The following is a 19,470-nucleotide window of genomic DNA, read 5'->3' on the forward strand; positions in this document are numbered from 1 at the left end:
TTGCTGGAGTCCTCCCTTTGAATACGTCACGTCATTGTTGCGTATTTGCTTTCTTAGGTAAGGCTTCCCTACTGTGCGGGACGTCCGTGGCGCACGCCGCCCGGAGCCGACGACCCCCTCACGGAAGGCCCTCCCATGCTCCCTCGCCTGTTCGGACTCGGCGATCCCGCCGCCTACCTCGACGCCACCGGCAGGGCGGCCCGGGTGGCCGTCGACACCGCCTACGACCGCGCGGGGGTCCACCCGGACACCCCGTCGACGCACCTGGCCGACGCCGTCGGCGCCGTCAACTTCTCGCAGCCGACGGGCAGCCTCGACGACGCCCTCGCCGAGGTCGCGGAGCTCTACGCCCACCAGACCACCGCCTACCACCACCCGCGCTATGCCGCTCACCTCAACTGCCCGGTCCTGCTCTCCAGCACCGCAGCGGACACCGTGCTCGGGGCGCTCAACACGGCGGTCGAGTCCTGGGACCAGGCCCGCTCCGCGGCGCTCATGGAGCAGCGGCTCCTGGCCGAGGTCGGACGCTGGTGCGGGTTCGCCGCGGGCGACGGCGTCTTCACCTCCGGAGGGTCGGCCTCCAACCTGCAGGCCATGACGCTGGCCCGCGGCCGCGCCGTGCAGCGCCTCACCGGCCACGCCGGGCTCGCCGACCTGCCCGCCGAGGTGCTCGGCTCGCTGCGCGTCTTCGTCAGCGCCGCCACGCACTACAGCATCGCCAAGGCAGCCGGCCTGCTCGGGCTGGGTCGCCACGCCGTGGTCGTCGTCCCCACCGACGCCGCCGGGCGTCTGGACCCCGGGGCCCTGGCCGAGGCGGTCGAACGTGAGGTGGCCGCCGGTGCCGTGCCGATGGTCGTCGTCGCGACGCTGGGGACCACCGACCGCGGCGCCATCGACCCGCTGCCGGCCATCGCCGACGTCGCCGAACGCCACGGGATGTGGGTCCATGCGGACGCGGCCGTGGGCGGGATCCTCGCCGCGAGCGCGGCGACGCGCCACGAGCTGCCGGGGCTGCACCGTGCGGACTCGGTGACGATGGACTTCCACAAGACGTTCTACGTGGGGCTGGCCTGCAGCGCGCTGGTGGTGCGGGACGCCGAGAGCCTGCGCCATGTGACGGTGCATGCGGACTACCTGAACCCGGAGGACAGCGTCCATCCGAACCTGGCGGATCGGTCCTTGCAGACGAGCCGCCGGTTCGACTCGCTCAAGCTGTGGCTGACGCTGCGTGAGCATGGGGCCGAGGCGGTGGTGTCCCTGTTCGCGGGGGCGCGCGAACGCACGCGGCAGGCGTGCGGGATCCTGCGGGCCCGGCCGACGTTCGCGGTGCTGGAGGATCCGACGCTGGTGACAGTGCTGTTCCGGGTGCGGGCCGAGGGACTGTCGGAGGAGGAGTGCACGGCGGTGCAGGCGGCGACGCACCGGGAGCTCGTGGCCGGCGGGCGCGCGCTGATCGCGACGACGGTGGTGGACGGGGTGCCCCATCTGAAGTTCACGATCCTGAACCCCGCGGTCACCTCGGGCGAGCTGGAGGAGCTGGTCGACGTCGTGGAGGAGGCGGCGCTGCGGCACGTCGACGCGGTGCGGGCGAGCCGTCATCGGTGGCGCGGGGTGGCGCGGACCCGTCCGCATGGCCCGTCGGTCGCCGTGTCCTGCACGCTCCCCGCTTCGGCGGGGCCACGTCCGTCCGCGGCGCGCGTGGACGAGCACGGAGAGCAGGTGTGCGCATGAGCCCGGCGTCCACGTCCCCCCGCCGCGTGCTCGCGATCGGGCTGGGCCCGTTCAACCTGAGCCTGGCCGCGCTGGCCCACCCGCTGCCCGACGTCGAGGTGGAGGTGGTGGAGAGCCGCGACGCGTTCGTGTGGCACCCGGGCATGATGCTGCCGGGCGCGCAGATCCAGGTGCCGTTCCTCGCGGACCTGGTGACGTTCGCGGACCCGACCTCCCCGTACTCGTTCCTGGCGTATCTCAAAGCGATGGGCCGGCTGCACCGCTTCTACATCCGGGGTTCCTGGTACCCGCTGCGGCGGGAGTTCTCGGACTACTGCGCGTGGGTGGCAGCCCAGCTGCCCGGCATCGCCTACGCGACCACGGTGACGGCGGTGCGGTGGGACGATCAGGCGGACGAGTTCGTGGTGGAGGCGGCCTCCGCGGCCGGGACCAGCACGCACCGGGCCGACCACGTGGTGGTGGGCACGGGCACGGTGCCGTCCCTGCCCGCGCCGCTCGCGCGCGTCGCGGAGGAGTCGGCCCGGGTCGGCGCGTCCCCCGTGGTGCACACGGGTGAGTACATGGGCCGTCGCGAGGACATCGCCGGGGCCGGGTCGGTCCTGGTGGTGGGCAGCGGCCAGTCGGCGGCGGAGTGCGCCCTGGACCTGCTGAACGCGGGCCACCCGGACCTCACGTGGGTCACGCGCTCACCCCGGTTCTTCGGCATGGAGGTCGGCCAGCTCACGCTCGAGCTGACCTCGCTGGACTATGAGCGGCACTTCGCCACTCTGCCCCGGGCGCGGCGGGATGAGATCAACGCATCCCACCGGTCCCTGTACAAGGGGATCAGCGAGTACACGATCGAGGACGTCTACCACGCGCTGTACGAGCGCCAGGTGGGTCCGCTGGACCCGGCCCGGCTGTGGCCGGGCACGTCGGTGACGGACGCCCGCCTGGTCGCGGGCCCGGGTGCGCCCCGGGTGGAGGTCACCCTGCGCGACGAGGAGACCGGGGTGACCGGGGGGCGCGTGGTGGACCGTGTCGTCGCGGGCACGGGCTACCGCCACCCGGACCATCCGTTCCTGGAGCCGGTGCGGCACCTGCTGCGCGCGGAGGACGGTCGGACGACGGCGAACGCGGACCACGCGATCGACGTGAGCGGCCGCCGGATCTTCGTGCACAACACCGCCGAACAGCCCCTGGGTCTCACCGGCCCGGACCTGGGCATGGCGGCGGAGCACAGCGGCCGCATCCTCAGCACGATCGCCGGCCGCCAGGTCTACGCGCAGGCCGAGTCGATCGCGTTCCAGGACTTCGGTGCCGTCGCGGCGGGCGTCCGGTGAGCGCCGTGACGCCGCCGCAGACCACCGTGGACGGTGCGGCCGCGAGCGCGGCCCGTCGTGTGGAGCTCCGTCCCGTGGGCGCGCAGGACCATCCGCTGCTGCACCGGTGGGTGACGTCCCCGCACGCCGTGTACTGGGAGATGACGGAGGCGGGTCTGGCCGACGTCGTGGCCGAGTACGAGGCGATCGCCGCGCACCCGCACCACCACGCGCACGTGGGGCTCGTGGACGGGACCGCGACCTTCCTGGTGGAGGTCTACGACCCGGCCCACTCGGAGCTGGCCGGACGGTATGCGGGCGCGCCCGGCGACGTCGGCCTGCACGTGCTCGTCGCCCCGACGGACACCCCGGTGCCCGGGACCACGGACCTGGTGATGGCCGCGGTGGTGCGCTGGTGCCTGGCCCAGCCGGGGGCGCGGCGCGTCGTCGTCGAGCCGGACGAGCGCAACGCCGCCATCCGGGCGAAGAACCTGGCCGCCGGGTTCACGGAGCTCGGTCCCGTGGCGCTGGGATCCAAGACGGCGATGCTCTCGATCGCCACGCCCGAGTCCTTCACTGCCAGCCGGATCGGCGTCCTCGCCGCCGGGCTGGACCTCACCCTCCCCGAGCCCCCGCTCCTCCTCACCCCCGACAGGCAGGTGTCCGCATGACCCCCGTCCCCCCGTCCTCCCCGTCCCGCCTGGACGCGCTGACGGCGCCGACCGCCCGGCACGCCCACCGGCTGCTCGTCGCCAAGGCGATCCGCGAGTTCACCCATGAGCGGCTCCTGACGCCGGTGCGCGGCGAGCGGGTCGACGACGCCGGCCGCCACGCCTACACGCTCACCCTGGGCGGGGTGCGGTGGACGTTCACCGCGCGTGCCCTCCCGCTCGAGCACCTCGGCGTGGATCCGGACTCGGTGTGCCGTGCCGGGGATCCGGACGCGGTGGCCGTCGACCGCTTCGTCCTCGACGCGGCCGAGGTGCTCGGGCTGGCCGGCGAGGCGCTGGACGTCTATCTCGAGGAGCTCGCCTCCACCTTCGCCGCCCGGTGCCACACCCTGGCCGGCGAGCGCCCGTCCGCCGCCGACCTGGTGGACGCGGACTACACGGCGGTGGAGGCCGCCATGAGCGAGGGACACCCGGGCTTCGTGGCCACCAACGGCCGCATCGGCTGGGGGGCCACGGAGTACGCGATGTTCGCCCCCGAGGGCGGGCGGGCGCTGCACCCGGTGTGGCTCGCGTTCCCCTCCGAGCTCGGGGGACGGTGGACCTGGCCCAAGACCGCGAGCGCGGGCGCCGCCGTGCCGGCGCCGCCCCCGCCGATCACCGAGGCGGTGGCGGGCCTGTGGGCGGAGCGGGCGGCGGCGCTCGACGTCGATCCGGAGGCGTACACGCTGATCCCGGTGCACCCGTGGCAGTGGGAGCACCGGATCCAGGTGGCGTTCGCCCCCGACCTCGCCGCGGGGCGGCTGGTGCACGTGGGCGAAGACCCGGACGCGTTCACGGCCATGCAGGCGGTGCGCACCCTGTTCAACGCGAGCGACCCGCACGCCCCGCAGCTGAAGACGGCGTTGTCCGTGCAGAACATGGGGTTCGTGCGCGGCCTCTCCCCCGCGTACATGTCCGTCACCCCGGCGATCAACGCGGTGGTGGCCGACCTCGTGGACTCCGACCCCCTGCTCGCGAGGTGGGGCTTCGGGGTGCTGCGGGAGTACGCCTCGGCCGGGTACACCGGGGACGCCTTCCATGCCGTGGGCTCGAAGGGTCCTCACACGAAGATGCTCGCCGCCCTGTGGCGGGAGAGTCCGCTGCCGCGCCTGGCGGAGGGCGAGCGGGTCATGACCATGGCGGCGCTGCTGCACCGGGACGGCGGGGGCCGCTCCGTGGCGGGGGCGCTCGTGGAGCGCTCGGGGCTGACGGCGGCGCAGTGGCTGCACGGGGTGGTGACGGCCTACGTGACCCCGCTGGTGCATCTGGCCGCCGCCTACTCGACCGTGTTCATGCCCCACGGGGAGAACATCGTGCTCCGCCTGCGGGAGGGACGGGTCACCGGCGCCTTCCTCAAGGACATCGGGGAGGAGGTGGTGGTCGGCGCGGACGGCGTCCCGCTCACGGAGCAGACCCGGCGCATCCGCATCGACCTCACCGACGAGGACCTCTCCCTCTCCTTCTTCACGGACATGCTGGACGGCGTGCTGCGCCATCTGGCCGACGTGATGGACGCGGACGCCCTGCTGCCGGCGGAGGAGTTCTACGCCGTGGTGGGGCGGGTCCTCGCCGAGTACACGGCCCTGGGGCTCGCGGATGTGGAGCGCCTCGGCCTGGACGCGGAGGACTTCGCGCACTCGTGCCTGAACCGGTTGCAGCTGCGGAACGCCACGCAGATGGTGGACCTGACGGACCCGTCGGGCTCGCTGCTCTACGCCGGTCGCCTGGCCAACCCGGTGGCCGCGCCGCTGCGCCGCGCGCTGGCGGAGCTCCGGCAGGACGCCGCGGCATGAGCGCGGACGCGTGGACCGGGACGGCGACGGGTGACGTGGCGGGCCGTTGCCACCGGGACGCGCACGGCGTGCCGACGCTCGTGGCCGCGTCCCTGCCCGAGCTGGCCTACCTCCAGGGGTGGCACGTGGCGACGGAGCGGGCCTGGCAGGTCGACTGCGAGCACCGCCGGGTCACCGGCATGAGCGCCGAGGTGTTCGGCCCGCCGGCGGTGGCGAACGACGTCGCCGCCCGGCAGATGGACCTGGACGGTGCGGCCCGCCAGGCGTTCGACGCCCTCGACGACGCGGAGGACCGGGCCTGGTTCACCCGGTTCGCCGACGGCGTGAACGCGGGGCTGGACGCCGGGGCCCGGCGCGCGCCCGAGTTCGCCGCCCACGGGGTGAAGCCGCTGCCGTTCGACCCGCACACGGCGCTCGCCCTGCACCTGGGCTACAACGTCTGGCTGACCAACGCGCCGGCCGCCCTGTTCCGCACCCTGCTGGCCGAGCGCTTCCCCGCGCTCGCCGCGGCGCTGATCTCGCCGCGCCCCGACGCGGACGGCTCGAACGCCTGGGCGGTGCGCGTCGGCGCCGAGGGCGCTCCGCTCGTGGCCGCCGACCCGCACCGGCTGCTCGAGCTGCCCGGCGTCTACCAGCAGGTGCGCCTCGTGGTGGAGGCCGAGCGTCCCCGGGACCGCGTCGACGTCGTCGGCCTGGCCTTCCCCGGTGTGCCGGGCGTCCCGCATGTGGGGCAGTCCGAGCACGTCGCGTGGGTGACGACCTCGGCGATGGTGTCCTCGCTCGAGATGGTCCTCGAGGACGCCCCCGAGGGGCCGGAGGTCCTCGACGCCCGGACCGAGCGGGTGCACGTGCGCGGCGGCGACCCCGTGGACGTGCGGGTGGCCCACACCCCGCGCGGGCGGCTCGTGGACGTGCCCGGCGCCGGCCCGGTGAGCATGCGGTTCCCCGCCTGGGACCGCGCCGACACCGGCCTGCCGAGCGCGCGCCGGCTGCTCACGGCCGCGAGCGCCGCGGAGGCCTGCGCGGTGCTGGACGGGCACGTCGAGCCGGTCAATCGCGTGATCGTCGCGGACCGGCGGACGGTGCTCACCCGGCACGCCGGGGCCGTGCGGCGCCGGGATCGACGCTCGGCCTGGGGTGCGGCGCGGGCCTCCGCGCTGGGCCGGGGCTCCGCCGACGGGTCCCTCGATCAGCGCTGGGTGCGCTGGCCCGCGCCGGCCGCGGCGGACGACGTCGTGGTGGCGGCCAACGAGCCCCACCCGGACACCGCCTGCCTCACCGTGGACGCGTGCGCGCCGTGGCGGTCCCGCCGCATCCGGGAGGCCCTCGAGGCGCTGGCACCGCAGGAGCGGACCGTGGACGCGATGGCCGCCCTGCAGACGGACACCCGGACCCCGGGCGCGCCGCGGGCCTGGCTCGCCGACGCCGTCGACGCGCTCGTCGCGGACGACGTGCTGGCCGCGGAGTCCGTCCCGGCGTGGGCCGGCGACGCCGCCGCCGGATCGGCCGCGGCCCGCTGGTGGCTCCTCGTGGAGCACGAGGTGGCCGCCGCCCTGATCGCGCACCTGCCGCCCGCCTCGCGGGCCCTGCTCGGCGGCCCGTGGGCACCGTGGGGCGACGCCGCCGCATGGGTCGGCGCGGCGCTCGCCGAGCGCGGGCCGGAGCCGCTGCGCGCGGCCCTGGGGGTCGCAGCGTCGACGAGGGACCTCGTGCGGGCCGCCGTCGCCGCCGTCGGCGACGCCGCTGAGCCGCCGGGCCCCGACGACACGGCTCGGACGTGGGGTGCGGCGCATGCCCTGACCCCGTTCCTGTTCACGCACGAGCATCCCGGCGGGCCGGATGTGCCGGGGCTCGCCGACGTGCTCGACACGATCGGGTCCGTCCGGGTGGGCGGCACCGCGGACGCGGTCTGCGCCACCTCGCACGCCCCCGGCCTGGCCGTCGGCACCCACCGCGGGCCAGTGGCCCGGGTCGTGTTCGACCTCGGCGACCGCACCCGCAGCCGGTGGGTCGTCCCGTTCGGCGCCTCCGGTCTCGGAGGCGGGCACGTGACGGATCAGCTGGACGCGTGGGCCGCCGGCCGCCTGCTGCCCGTGCCGTCCGGTCCCGTCCCCCCGTCCGCCGGCAGCGGCGTCGCACCCGCCCGCTCCGTCCCCGGCGGGGCCCCTCCGGGACGCATCGTGGCCGAGGTCGGCGTCGGGGCGTTGGGCCTGACCATGACGCGCGTCCGCCCGGCCCTGGACGCCCCGCTGATCCACGCACTCGTCACGGAGCCGCGGGCGGAGTTCTACGGGATGCGCGGGCACAGCGTGCAGGACGTCGAGGAGGTCTACGACTTCCTCGAGTTCCAGCCCACCCACGCGAACCACCTCGTGTGGCACGGCGGGACCCTCGTGGCCCTCGTGCAGACCTACGACCCTCGCGCGGAGGAGGTCGGCGGCGCCTACGAGGTGCGGGACGGGGACCTCGGATTCCATTTCATCACCGCCCCCGGCGGCCTGCAGGGGCGCGCCCGCGCCACGGCCTACCGGAGCATTGTGGACTGGTTGGGCGCACGCCCCGGCACGCGTCGGCTCGTGATCGAGCCGGACGTCCGCAACACGCGGGCCGTGAAGACCGCCCGGGCTCTGGGCTTCACGGTGGACCGGGAGGTCGAGCTGCCGGGCAAGCGGGCGGCGCTGTGCTTCCGCGCCGTGCACTGACCCTGCCCCGCACACGGCGACGGCGCGCACCCGCCTCGGTGCGCGCCGTCGTCGTGCCGGTCAGGGGCGGTGGCTCACTTGTGCTCGGCCACGCCCGTCTGGCCCTCCCGGACCAGGGCGGTCATGCGGGAGACCGTGCGGAAGTACTTCTTCATGTAGCCGCCGTGCATCATCTCCTGCGTGAACAGGGCGTCGAAGGGCACACCGGAGGCGAGGACGGGCACGTCCTTGTCGTACAGGCGATCCGCGAACACCACGAAGCGCAGGGCCGTGGCCTGCTCCGTGATGGTGTGCACGTCGTGGAGGGCGAGCACGTCCACGTCCTTGACGAGCTCGCGGTAGCGGGAGGGATGCACGCGGGAGAGCATCGCGGTGAGGTCCGCGAAGTCGTCCACGGCGAGCACACCCGCGTCGGGGAAGTTCTCCTGGGCGGTGGCCTCGACGGCGGCGTCGTCCAGCGGCGACGGGGCGGCGGAGAGGCCGCGGTGGCGGTAGTCCTCGCCGTCCACGCGGATGACCTCGAACTGGTCGGCCAGGACCTGGATCTCGCGCTTGAAGTCCTGCGCCGCGAAGCGCCCCTCGCCGAGCGAGCCCGGCAGGGTGTTGGAGGTCGCCACCAGGCGCACGCCGGCGTCGGCCAGCTCGCGCATGAGGCGGGACATCAGCACGGTGTCCCCCGGGTCGTCGAGCTCGAACTCGTCGATGCACACGAGGGTGTACTCCTTGAGCTCGTCCACCGCCTTGCGGAAGGACAGGGCGCCCACGAGGTTGGTGTACTCCACGAACGTGCCGAACGCCTTGGGCCCGGGGGCCGCGTGCCACGTCGAGGCCAGCAGGTGGGTCTTGCCGACGCCGAAACCGCCGTCGAGGTAGATGCCGGCCGGCCCTGCCGCCCGCTTCTTCCCGCCGAACAGGCCGCCGAGGAACCCGCCGCCCGAACCGCCCCGGCCGAGGTCTGCCGCGAACCGGCGCAGCCGCTCCACGGCCTGTGCCTGCGAGGGGTGCGCGGGGTCCGGGATGTAGGTGTCGAAGGACACCGTGCCGAAGCGGTACGACGGGTGGAAGCCGGACAACAGCTGGTCCGGGGTGACCTGCGGCGAACGGTCGGCGAGGTGGACGATCTGAGCCACGGGACACTCCCAGGGTCGACGACGGGGATTCCGGGCCATGCTATCGGGCCGCGGACCCGACCCATGTGACCTCGCGTGTCCCGGACTGAGGGGCCCCTACCCTCTTACGTGACACCGACGTGCCGTAATCTGGCGCGCAGGGCACGGACACGGAACCCGCCGTCGTCGTGCCGCCCGCCCCGGGCCCGTGCGGGCCCGCCCCGACGCGAAGGAAGGCAGTGCCATGACCGATACCGCCGCGAAGTTCTCCGAGTACGCCCACCCCGAGAAGCTGGTGTCCACGCAGTGGGTCGCCGACCATGTCGGCGACGAGGACGTCGTGGTCCTCGAGTCCAACGAGGACGCTCTCCTCTACTCCACCGGCCACATCCCCGGCGCCCAACGCGTCGACTGGCACACCGAGCTCAACGACCCCGTCACCCGCGACTTCGTCGGCCCCGAGGCCTTCGCCGAGTTCGCCGCCTCCAAGGGGATCTCCCGGGACACCACCGTGGTGTTCTACGGCGACAAGTCCAACTGGTGGGCCGCCTACGCCCTGTGGGTGTTCACCCTCTACGGCCATGAGGACCTGCGCCTGATGGACGGCGGCCGTGACAAGTGGATCGCGGAGGGACGCGAGACCACCCGCGAGGTCCCGACCGTGGCCCGCGCCGAGTACCCGGTGATCGAGCGCGACGACCACACAGATCGTGCCGCCCGCGAGGACGTCCTGCAGGCCATCGGGACCACCCCGCTGATCGACGTCCGCTCCCGTCCCGAGTACACGGGCGAGACCACGCACATGGCCGGCTACCCGCAGGAGGGCACCCTGCGCGGCGGCCACATCCCCACGGCGGCGTCCGTGCCGTGGGCGTCCGCGGCCAACGAGGACGGCACCTTCAAGTCCCGCGCCGAGCTGGAGCAGGTCTATCGCGCCGGCGCCGGGCTGCAGGAGGGTGACGACGTGATCGCCTACTGCCGCATCGGCGAGCGGTCCTCCCACACCTGGTTCGTGCTCAAGTACCTGCTCGGCCACGAGGACGTCCGCAACTACGACGGCTCCTGGACCGAGTGGGGCAACGCCGTGCGCCTGCCGATCGCCGTCGGCGAAGAGCCGGGCGAGGCCCCCGCGCGCTGAGCCCCCGGCACGGCGTGGATCACTAGACTGGGACACCATGACCGAGAACCACGCCGTGCCCGCCGCCCTGGCCGAGATCATCGACGACTTCGCCGGGGTGCCCGATCCCGAGAAGCTCGAGCTGCTGCTGGAATTCTCGGACGAGCTGCCGGCGCTGCCGGAGCGCTACGACGGCCACGAGGCCGAGATGGAGCAGGTCGTGGAGTGTCAGACCCCGCTGTTCCTGGCCGTGGAGCTCGAGGGTGAGCCCGGTCCGCAGGCCCCGGTCCGCCTCTTCATCACCGCTCCCCCGGAGGCGCCCACCACGCGCGGTTTCGCCTCCGTGCTCACCCAGGGCCTGGACGGGCTGAGCGCCCTCGAGGTCCTGGACGTGCCCGAGGACATCCCCACCCGCCTCGGTCTGGCCAAGGCCCTCACCCCCCTGCGCCTGCGCGGAATGTCCGCCATGCTCGGCCGCATCAAGCGCAACGTGCGCGAGCAGGCCGGGATCGCCTGAGTCCGCCGTGGGCCAGCGCAAGAAGGATCGCAGCGCCCGGCACGGGGCGGCCACACCGGCCGTCGCCGCCCTCGAGGCCGCCGGGGTCCCGTACCGGCTGCACACCTTCGACGTGGCCCTCGACGCCGGCGGCGAGCGGTTCGGCGTCCAGGTCGCCCGGGCGCTCAGCGTGCCCGCCGACCGACTGTTCAAGACGCTGATGGTGGCGGACCCCGACGGCGCGCTCGCCGCGTGCGTGGTGCCCGTGTCCGGTCAGCTGGACCTGCGGGCCGCCGCCGCGGTGCTGGGCGTCAAGCGACTCGCCCTGGCCGATCTGGCCGTCGTCGAACGCCGGACCGGCTACGTGCGGGGCGGCGTCTCTCCCCTGGGCCAGCGCCGGCCCCACCCCGTCGTCCTGGACTCCTCCGCCCTCGACGCGGAGCTCATGTACGTCTCCGGCGGGCAACGCGGCCTGGATGTGGAGATCGCGCCCGCCGACCTCGTGCAGGTGACGGGCGCCGTCGTCGCGGAGATCGCGGCGGACTGACGGGCGGGTCCTGCGGCCGGGCCGGTCAGACGTCGTCGCGCGCCTGGCGGCGCACCACAGCCATGCGCTGGCCGACGGTGACCAGGGAGGCTGCGGCGAGCAGCCCCAAGGTGACGGCCAGGACGACCGGGGGCAGACCGAGGCCGGTGAGGCCGGCGACCACGAGGGTGGCCACGAGCCGTTCGGCGCGCTCGGCGATGCCCACGTGCGCGTCCCAGCCGAGGGCCTCCGCCTTGGCGCGCACGTAGGAGACGAGCATGCCCAGGGCCAGGCAGGCCCCGGAGAGCGCGCCGACCGCGGGTGCGGCGCCGACGCCGAAGCCCCACAGGCACAGCCCGAGGAACACGGCCGCGTCCTGCACGCGGTCCAGGGTGGAGTCGAGGAACGCGCCCCAGCGGCCGGTGGACCCGGCCTCGCGCGCCATGATCCCGTCCACCAGGTCCGAGAACACGAACGCGGTGATGAAGAGCGTGCCCCAGAACAGGTGCCCCAGGGGGAAGAGCACGAGCGCGCCCAGGCTCACGCCGAGTGTGCCGACGACCGTCACGGTGTCCGGACTGACCCCGGCCCGCAGGAGCGTACGGGCCACCGGGGTGAACAGGCGGGTGGTGACGCCGCGCGCGTGACGGTCCAGCATCAGGCGGGGTCTCCGGCCCCCGGGCGAGGATGCTCGGCCGCGGCACGGGCGTTGGCCGCCCGGCGCGCGGCGTGGTCCCGGGCGGCCCGGTCCCAGACGCCCGCGAGGATCTGCCGGGTCTCCCCCAGGGTCTGCGACATGTTCTTGGTCCGAGCGATGATCGGCAGGAAGTTGCCGTCGCCGGTCCACCGCGGCACCACGTGCTGGTGCAGATGGGCCGCGATCCCGGCGCCGGCCACCGCCCCCTGGTTCATGCCGAGGTTGTAGCCGGACGCGCCGGCGGCCTGGCCGAGGGCGAGCATCGCCGTCTGGGTCAGCTCCGCCATCTCGGCGGCCTCCTCCGTGGTGGTGTCCGTGTACAGGGGCACGTGGCGGTAGGGGCAGACGAGCAGATGACCGGGGTTGTACGGGTACAGGTTCAGCACCACGTAGGCGGTGCGGCCGCGGTGGACGATGAGGGAGTCCTCATCGTCGCGCTGCGGGGCCGCACAGAACGGGCAGGTGTGCTCGTCCTTGACCTGGCCCGTCCCCTTGGACACGTACGCCATGCGGTGGGCGTTCCAGAACCGCTCGAAGGCGTCCGGGGCGCCGGGCAGCTCGAAGCCGTCCGTGGCGGCGGCGTCCGCCGACGCGCGGGCCTGCGCCCGCGCGTCGGATCCGCCGGTGCCGGGGCTGGTCATGGGGTGACCTCGCGCTCGCGCACCGCCTTCACGATGCGTTCGATCGCCTCCTCCACCGGCACGCCGTTGTCCTGGGTGCCGTCGCGGAAGCGGAAGGACACGGCGTTCGCCTCCCTGTCCTCGCCGCCGGCGATCAGCACGAACGGCGCCTTCTCCTTGGCCGCGGTGCGGATCTTCTTCGGGAAGCGGTCCGAGGAGTCGTCCAGGCGCGCCCGGATCCCCTCGGCACGCAGCTTCGCGACGACGTCGTCCAGGTAGTCGTTGAATGCCTCGGCCACCGGGATGGCCACGACCTGCTCCGGGGCAAGCCAGGCCGGGAACGCGCCGGCGTAGTGCTCGGTGAGGACGCCCAGGAAGCGCTCGATGGAGCCGAAGAGGGCGCGGTGGATCATCACGGGGCGCTGACGGGTGCCGTCGGCGGCCTGGTACTCGAGGTCGAAGCGCTCGGGCAGGTTGAAGTCCAGCTGGATGGTGGACATCTGCCACGTGCGGCCGATGGCGTCCCGGGCCTGGACCGAGATCTTCGGGCCGTAGAACGCGGCGCCGCCCGGATCCGGGACGAGCTGCAGACCGGAGGCCTCCGCGACCTCGGCGAGGGTGCGGGTGGCCTCCTCCCAGATCTCGTCGGAGCCGACGAACTTCTCCGGGTCCTTCGTGGAGAGCTCGAGGTAGAAGTCGTTGAGGCCGTAGTCCTTGAGCAGGTCGAGGACGAAGTTGAGCGTGGTGGTCAGCTCCTCCTTCATCTGCTCGCGGGTGCAGTAGATGTGGGCGTCGTCCTGGGTCATGCCGCGCACGCGCGTGAGCCCGTGGACCACGCCGGACTTCTCGTACCGGTACACGGAGCCGAACTCGAACAGCCGCAGCGGCAGCTCACGGTAGGACCGGCCGCGGGAGCGGTAGATCAGGTTGTGCATGGGGCAGTTCATCGGCTTGAGGTAGTAGTTCTGCCCCTGGCGCGTGATCTCGCCGGTCTCGGGATCACGGACCTCGTCGATGTGCATGGGCGGGAACATGCCGTCCGCGTACCAGTCGAGGTGGCCGGACACCTCGTAGAGGTGCTGCTTGGTGATGTGCGGGGTGTAGACGAACTCGTAGCCGGCCTCGGTGTGGCGCCGACGGGAGTAGTCCTCCATCTCCTTGCGGATGATGCCGCCGCGCGGGTGGAACACGGGCAGGCCGGAGCCGAGCTCGTCCGGGAAGGAGAAGAGATCCAGCTCGGCGCCGAGCTTGCGGTGGTCGCGGCGCTCGGCCTCGGCGAGGCGCTCCTGGTAGGCCTTGAGGTCGTCCTTGCTGGCCCAGGCGGTGCCGTAGATGCGCTGCAGCTGCTTGTTCTTCTCGTTGCCGAGCCAGTAGGCGGCGGCGGAGCGGGTGAGCGCGAAGCCGTTGCCGATGAGCTTGGTGGAGGGCAGGTGCGGGCCGCGGCAGAGGTCGCACCACACGGCGTCGCCGGTCTTGCGGTCCACGTTGTCGTAGATGGTGATCTCCCCGGCCCCGACCTCCACGGAGGCGCCCTCGCCGGCGGTGTCCGCGGCATCCTTCTTGCCGAGCAGCTCGAGCTTGTAGGGCTCGTCCGCCATCTCGGCGCGGGCGGTCTCCTCGTCCACGACGCGGCGGCGGAAGGTCTGGCCGGACTTCACGATCTTCTGCATGAGCGAGGAGATCTGCTTGAGGTCCTCGGGGGTGAAGGGCTCGTCGACGTCGAAGTCGAAGTAGAAGCCGTCCGTGATGTACGGGCCGATGCCGAGCTTGGCGCCCGGGCGCAGCTGCTGCACGGCCTGGGCCATCACGTGGGCGGTGGAGTGCCGCAGCACCTCGAGGCCCTCGGGCTCCGTGATGTCCACCGCTTCGACGGACGCGCCGGCAGGGATCTCCCGGGCCAGGTCCCAGAGCAGGCCGTCCACCCGCATGACGGCGGTGGTCGGCTTCTCGCGGAAGAGGTCGAGGCCGGTGGTGCCGTGCGTCACCTCCCGCAGCTCTCCGTCCACGGTCAGCAGGATGTTCTTCGGCTCCGACACGGTGCTCCTTCGAGGTCTGGCTTCGGGATCGGTGGCGTACGGGGGCCACCGTCGGCCGCGTCCCATTCTAGGGGCGCGGCCGGACGGCGGGGCACGGAGGCGGACGGTCTCATCTGTCCGGGGTGGGCAGCAGCTCCCACGTCTCCGGGTGGGGCACCGGGATCGGGGTGTGCTCCGGAGCGGGCCGATCGGGTGCCGTGCGGCCGGGGCGGGCCCCGCCGGCCGGCCCGACGTCGGTGCGCACCTTCACGGGCCAGCCGCCCGTGCCGTGGTGCGGGATGTCCGGCAGGGGCTGCGCTCCGGTGCCCGCCCGGCCGCTGCGGCGCGCGGCGGCGGCTCGGCGGTCCGCCGCGAGCCAGTCCCGCCACTGCTGCCGGGTGGCGTCCAGGTAGTCGGGGTCCGGGAGCGTCTCGGGCCGGTGCAGGTCCCAGGCGCGCACGGCCTGGACGGACACGGCCCGGTCGCCGGTGCGCCGGACGGTGCCCTCGATCAGCAGGAGGCGGGCGGAGAAGAGCATCTCCCCGGAGGCGTGCTGGGCCTCGGTGAAGAAGGAGGCGTCCACGCAGCCGGTGCCGTCGTCCACGGAGAGGAACACCACCCGCTTGCCGCTGCGCATGGGCGGGGTCTGGGTGGCCACGCGCACCCCTGCCACGAGCACCCGGGACTGCGTGCGCAGCCCGAGCAGGTCCTTCGCCCGGGTGACGCCGAGCGCGTCCAGGTACGGGGCGTGGGAGTCCATGAGGTGGGCGGTGACGTCCAGGGCGGTGAGCTCCAGCTCGGTGCGGACCCGGGCGGCCGGGCCCGGGTCCGGGAAGAGCGGGGCGAGGGCGGTGAGCTCGGTGTCCGGCAGGTCCAGGGCCAGCTGGCCCTCCACCTGCCGTGGACGGGCGGACCGCGAGCGCGGGGCGGTGCGGCCGGGGGCGGTGCCGCGGGTGGTGGAGTGCTGGAGTTCGAGGTGGTGGACGAGGTCGGTGCGGGAGGCGCCGCCGGGTGGGAGGAGGCAGTCGAGGGCGCCGAGCTGGGCGAGGCGTTCGAGGTTGCGGGCGGTGGGGCGGGCGCGGTCGCGGACGTCGGCGAGGGAGCGGTAGGGACGGCCGGCGTCGAGGCGGTCGGTCTCGGCTTCGCTGAGTCCGGAGAGGCTGGTGAGGGGCAGGCGGATGCCCCAGCGGCCGGGGGCGCCGTCGTCGATCTCGGGGTGGGCGGGGACCCACTCGACGTGGACGTGGCGGGAGGAGGCGTTGACGTCCACGGGGAGGACGGGGATGCCCATGCGGCGGGCCTCGGCGACCATGAGGCGGGCGGGGTACATGCCGGGGTCGTGTTCGAGGATGGCGGCCATGAAGGCGGCGGGGTGGTGGGTCTTGAGCCAGGCGGAGTGGTAGGTGGGGACGGCGAAGGCGGCGCCGTGGGCCTTGCAGAAGCCGAAGGAGCCGAAGGCGGAGAGGGTGGCCCAGACCTCGTCGATGACTTCGAGGGAGTAGCCGCGGGCGAGGGCGCCGGTGCGGAAGGCCTCTTCGACGAGGTGTTCCTGCGGGCCGCCGAGGAGGCGGCGGTGCTCGTCGGCGCGGGCCAGTCCGCAGCCGGTCATGACGTCCATGGTGCGTAGGACCTGTTCGTGGAAGACGGTGACCCCGTGGGTCTCGGCGAGGACGGGCCGCAGGTCGGGGTGCGGGTAGTGGGCGGGTGCCCAGCCGTGCCGCTGTTCGAGGAAGGGTCGGACCATGTCGGACTGCATGGGGCCGGGGCGGAAGAGGGAGATGTCCACGGTGAGGTCGTTGAACTCGCGGGGGGCGAGCTTGCCGACGAGTTCGCGCTGGCCCGGGGACTCGATCTGGAAGCAGCCGAGGGTGTGGGTGGTGCGGATCATCGCGTAGGTGGCGGGGTCGTCGAGGGGCACCTGTTCGAGGTCGATGCGCTCGCCCGTGGTGCGTTCGACCTCGGCGATCGTGTAGGCGATGGCGGACTGCATGCGCACGCCGAGGATGTCGAGCTTGAGGAAGCCCATGGGGTCCATGTCGTGCTTGTCGAACTGGCTCATGGGCAGGCCCATGCCGGAGGGCTGGACGGGGGTGCGGTGCAGCAGGGTGGCGTCGCCGAGGATGACGCCGCAGGGGTGCATGGAGATGTGGCGGGGCAGGCGGTCGAGGCGTTCGGTGAGGTCGACGAGCAGGTCCAGCTGGCGGTCGCCCTCGGCGCGGCCGGACTCGATGCGGCGGGAGAGGCCGCCGAGTTCGGGCATGCGCTGGAGTGCCTCGCGGAAGTTCGAGGCGGAGAAGCGCCAGAGCTGCTTGGCGATGGCGTCCACCTCGGGTTCGGGCATGCCGAGGGCGAGGCCGGCGTCGCGGACGGCGCCGCGGGCCCGGTAGGCGTTCTGCATGCTCATGAGGGTGGTGCGCTCGGCGCCGAAGCGATCGACGACGGCGCGGTAGATCTCGTGGCGGCGGGCGGACTCCACGTCGATGTCGATGTCCGGGAGGGTGGAGCGGTCGGTGGAGAGGAAGCGCTCCATGATCAGGCCGTTGGCCATGGGGTCGACATGGGAGATGCGCAGGGCGTGGTTGACGAGGGAGGAGGCGCCGGAGCCGCGGGCGGCCACGCGGATGCCCATGCCCTCGATGAGGTCGACGACGGCGGCCACGGTGAGGAAGTAGGAGGAGAAGCCGAGTCGGGTGATGATGCCGAGCTCGTGCTCGGCGCGGTCCTGCAGGTCTCGGGCCGCCTGGCTGGTGCCGGGGAGGCCTCCCCCGGTGTGGAGGTGGGGGTAGCGGGCGAGGAGGCCGGTGCGGGTGCGCTCGCGCAGCACGTGCTCCGGGGGGCCGTCGATGCCGATGACGGCGGCCTCGGGGACGCGGGGCACGCCCCAGCCGAGGTCGGTCTCGGGGTCGAGTGCGCAGGCCTCGGCGAGGCGGCGGGTGGCCTCGAGCAGGGGGGCGGGGCGGTCGTCGGCGGCGAAGGCGACCTCGTGGGCGATGCGGTGCATGGCGGCGGTGGACTTGAGCCAGCCCTGTCCGTTGGGCTGCAGGTCGTGGAGGGCGTCGAGGGAGCTGAGGGCACGGACGGCGTCGAGGACGTCCGCGGTGGCGGCACCGTCCGGGGCCGCGTAGCGCACGGCGTTGGTCAGGACGGCGGGGATGCGGGCCTGGCGGGCGGCGCGGAGGGTCTTCACGGCGTGCCCGGTGTCGAGGCGGCGGCCGGGGGCGGAGAGGTGGGTGACGACGTCGGCGTGGGGGCTGCCTGCGGGCAGGGCCGCCTTCCAGCGGCGCAGGGCGGCGAGGCCGGCCGCGTACCGGCGGCGGGCCAGGTGGCGGCCGACGTCCGAGTCCGGGCCGAGGAGGACGAACAGCTCGGGGGTGGGCGGGTTGTCTCGGTTGGCGGCGGTGGGGACCCGGCCGGCCGCCGCGGCGGCGAGCTCGGCGACGCTGGCCCACGGGCTGCCGCCTGCCGCTCCCCCGGTGGTGCGGGCGTGGGCGGCGGAGACGAGCTCGCACAGGGAGCGGTAGCCGGAGCCATGACAGCCTCCTCGGGCGAGCACGACCACGCGGCCGGCGTTCTCGTCCTCGCTCCACCGGACGGCCAGGTCCACGCCCACGATCGGGGTGATGCCGTGGCGCAGGCAGGCGCCCACGTGCTTGGCCATGCCGTAGAGCCCGTCCCGGTCGGTGCAGGCCAGCAGGTCCATGTCCGCGGCCGCGGCGGCGGCCACGAGGTCCTCGGGCCAGCTGACCCCGTAGTGGGCGCTGAACGCGGAGGCGACGTGCAGGTGGGCGAAGGGTGCGGCGGTGCGTCCGGCCGCGGTGGCCCGGCTCATGCCGACCGCCTCAGGTCCTGGGCGTGCTCGTGGACGCGCACGAGCCGCCACCGGCCGGAGTCCAGGTGGTGGGCGACGTCGAGGGTCTGCAGGGGCGCGGCGCCGGCCCGGGCCAGGCGGACCTGCAGCCGCCACATCTCGTGGTCGACGAGACCGGCGCCGCGGCCCTTCTCCGCGCGGACCTCCTCCGCCCACCAGCGGCGCCGCTCGAACCAGCGCACGGGGCGCTCTGCGAGGACGTAGTCCCGCCCGTTCCAGCGCAGCCCCTGCGGGGTGCCGTCTGCCCCGCACTCCACCGCCACCGACTGTGTGAGGACTCCCATTCTGCTTCTCTCCCTGTGCACTGCTGACCGGACCGACGACGGGGTGCCGTCGGGCGATGGGAGCGCGGCCCGTCCGGCGGACCGGACGCGGGGAAGAAGTGGGAAGGTGGGGCCGCACCCCCGATCGTACTCGAATATGTGTTCGAATGCGATGGAGGCGAACGTAGGGCGGCCGCCGGACACGTTAAGGACGCATGGCCCCCGGGATGGGAGGGACCGAGTCCTGACCGCGGACCTCGACCCGACCCTGGGGCGCACATGCACGAGAAAATCGTCTCTTGGGCCGGAAGAAGTGCGCCGGCACGGTCCTGTGGACAATGCGAGCAGGACCACAATCCGCCTGCGTATACTCCGAACCAACCGGGCCTCGCATGCCACGGGCACCGCGCTGCGGGATCAGCGCGGGAGGCGCGGACACACGACGGACGTCCAGTTGGAGGGGAAATGTCTCTCACCGCACCCGGGCGCGCCCTGCGCCGCCACCGATTCGCCCAGGCCGGC

Annotated in this window: 14 protein-coding genes; 8 read left to right on the forward strand and 6 right to left on the reverse strand. The window is 73.7% G+C overall.

Going from position 1 to position 19,470, the window contains the following annotated elements; genetic code table 11:
* The first annotated feature begins 135 nt into the window (after positions 1–135).
* From NR073_RS08855 to NR073_RS08875, 5 genes are read left to right on the forward strand one after another with little or no spacing between them, the layout of a single operon-like run.
* A complete protein-coding gene (locus NR073_RS08855; RefSeq protein WP_256748755.1) occupies positions 136–1,731 on the forward strand; it encodes a pyridoxal-dependent decarboxylase in 1,596 nt (531 codons plus the stop codon).
* Complete coding sequence (locus NR073_RS08860) at positions 1,728–3,053, forward strand: lysine N(6)-hydroxylase/L-ornithine N(5)-oxygenase family protein (protein WP_044659670.1); 1,326 nt, start codon at positions 1,728–1,730, stop codon at positions 3,051–3,053. The genes NR073_RS08855 and NR073_RS08860 overlap by 4 nt, the downstream gene beginning before the upstream one ends.
* Positions 3,054–3,058: 5 nt before the next feature.
* On the forward strand, positions 3,059–3,703 hold the full coding sequence (locus NR073_RS08865; protein WP_223246401.1) for a GNAT family N-acetyltransferase: 645 nt from the start codon (positions 3,059–3,061) through the stop codon (positions 3,701–3,703).
* Complete coding sequence (locus NR073_RS08870; RefSeq protein WP_020624757.1) at positions 3,700–5,535, forward strand: IucA/IucC family siderophore biosynthesis protein; 1,836 nt, start codon at positions 3,700–3,702, stop codon at positions 5,533–5,535. The genes NR073_RS08865 and NR073_RS08870 overlap by 4 nt, the downstream gene beginning before the upstream one ends.
* The gene (locus tag NR073_RS08875; protein WP_044659667.1) at positions 5,532–8,237 is read left to right on the forward strand and encodes a GNAT family N-acetyltransferase; all 2,706 of its coding nucleotides are present in this window, start codon (positions 5,532–5,534) and stop codon (positions 8,235–8,237) included. Before NR073_RS08870 ends, NR073_RS08875 begins: the two co-directional genes overlap by 4 nt.
* A 74-nt stretch (positions 8,238–8,311) precedes the next feature.
* Here the strand turns inward: NR073_RS08875 and zapE are convergent, their stop codons facing one another.
* Positions 8,312–9,367, reverse strand: a complete 1,056-nt coding sequence (gene zapE, locus NR073_RS08880) for a cell division protein ZapE (RefSeq protein WP_080981737.1) — start codon at positions 9,365–9,367, stop codon at positions 8,312–8,314.
* A 223-nt stretch (positions 9,368–9,590) separates the two neighbouring features.
* Here zapE and NR073_RS08885 point away from each other — a divergent pair, with 223 nt between their 5' ends.
* From NR073_RS08885 to NR073_RS08895, 3 genes are read left to right on the forward strand one after another with little or no spacing between them, the layout of a single operon-like run.
* Complete coding sequence (locus NR073_RS08885) at positions 9,591–10,484, forward strand: sulfurtransferase (protein WP_044659665.1); 894 nt, start codon at positions 9,591–9,593, stop codon at positions 10,482–10,484.
* A gap of 37 nt (positions 10,485–10,521) precedes the next feature.
* Positions 10,522–10,980 carry a SufE family protein gene (locus NR073_RS08890; RefSeq protein WP_004167585.1) on the forward strand — a complete coding sequence of 153 codons (459 nt, stop codon included), beginning with the start codon at positions 10,522–10,524 and terminating at the stop codon, positions 10,978–10,980.
* Between the two features lie 7 nt (positions 10,981–10,987).
* Entirely contained in the window at positions 10,988–11,506 is a 519-nt protein-coding gene (locus NR073_RS08895) for an aminoacyl-tRNA deacylase (RefSeq protein ID WP_044659664.1), read from the forward strand.
* A 25-nt stretch (positions 11,507–11,531) separates the two neighbouring features.
* Here the strand turns inward: NR073_RS08895 and pgsA are convergent, their stop codons facing one another.
* From pgsA to NR073_RS08920, 5 genes are all read right to left on the reverse strand, one after another.
* On the reverse strand, positions 11,532–12,143 hold the full coding sequence (gene pgsA / locus NR073_RS08900) for a phosphatidylinositol phosphate synthase (protein WP_044659663.1): 612 nt from the start codon (positions 12,141–12,143) through the stop codon (positions 11,532–11,534).
* Entirely contained in the window at positions 12,143–12,823 is a 681-nt protein-coding gene (locus tag NR073_RS08905; RefSeq protein ID WP_044659662.1) for an HIT domain-containing protein, read from the reverse strand. The genes pgsA and NR073_RS08905 overlap by 1 nt, the downstream gene beginning before the upstream one ends.
* Positions 12,820–14,838 carry a threonine--tRNA ligase gene (gene thrS / locus NR073_RS08910; RefSeq protein ID WP_044659661.1) on the reverse strand — a complete coding sequence of 673 codons (2,019 nt, stop codon included), beginning with the start codon at positions 14,836–14,838 and terminating at the stop codon, positions 12,820–12,822. Before thrS ends, NR073_RS08905 begins: the two co-directional genes overlap by 4 nt.
* A 109-nt stretch (positions 14,839–14,947) precedes the next feature.
* Positions 14,948–18,646 carry a DNA polymerase III subunit alpha gene (locus NR073_RS08915; protein WP_044659660.1) on the reverse strand — a complete coding sequence of 1,233 codons (3,699 nt, stop codon included), beginning with the start codon at positions 18,644–18,646 and terminating at the stop codon, positions 14,948–14,950.
* On the reverse strand, positions 18,643–18,969 hold the full coding sequence (locus NR073_RS08920; protein ID WP_036338972.1) for a DUF6504 family protein: 327 nt from the start codon (positions 18,967–18,969) through the stop codon (positions 18,643–18,645). Before NR073_RS08920 ends, NR073_RS08915 begins: the two co-directional genes overlap by 4 nt.
* Between the last annotated feature and the right edge of the window lie 501 nt (positions 18,970–19,470).

The sequence above is a fragment of the Micrococcus sp. Mcc28 genome (genome assembly GCF_024519775.1).
Lineage (GTDB): Bacteria > Actinomycetota > Actinomycetes > Actinomycetales > Micrococcaceae > Micrococcus > Micrococcus luteus.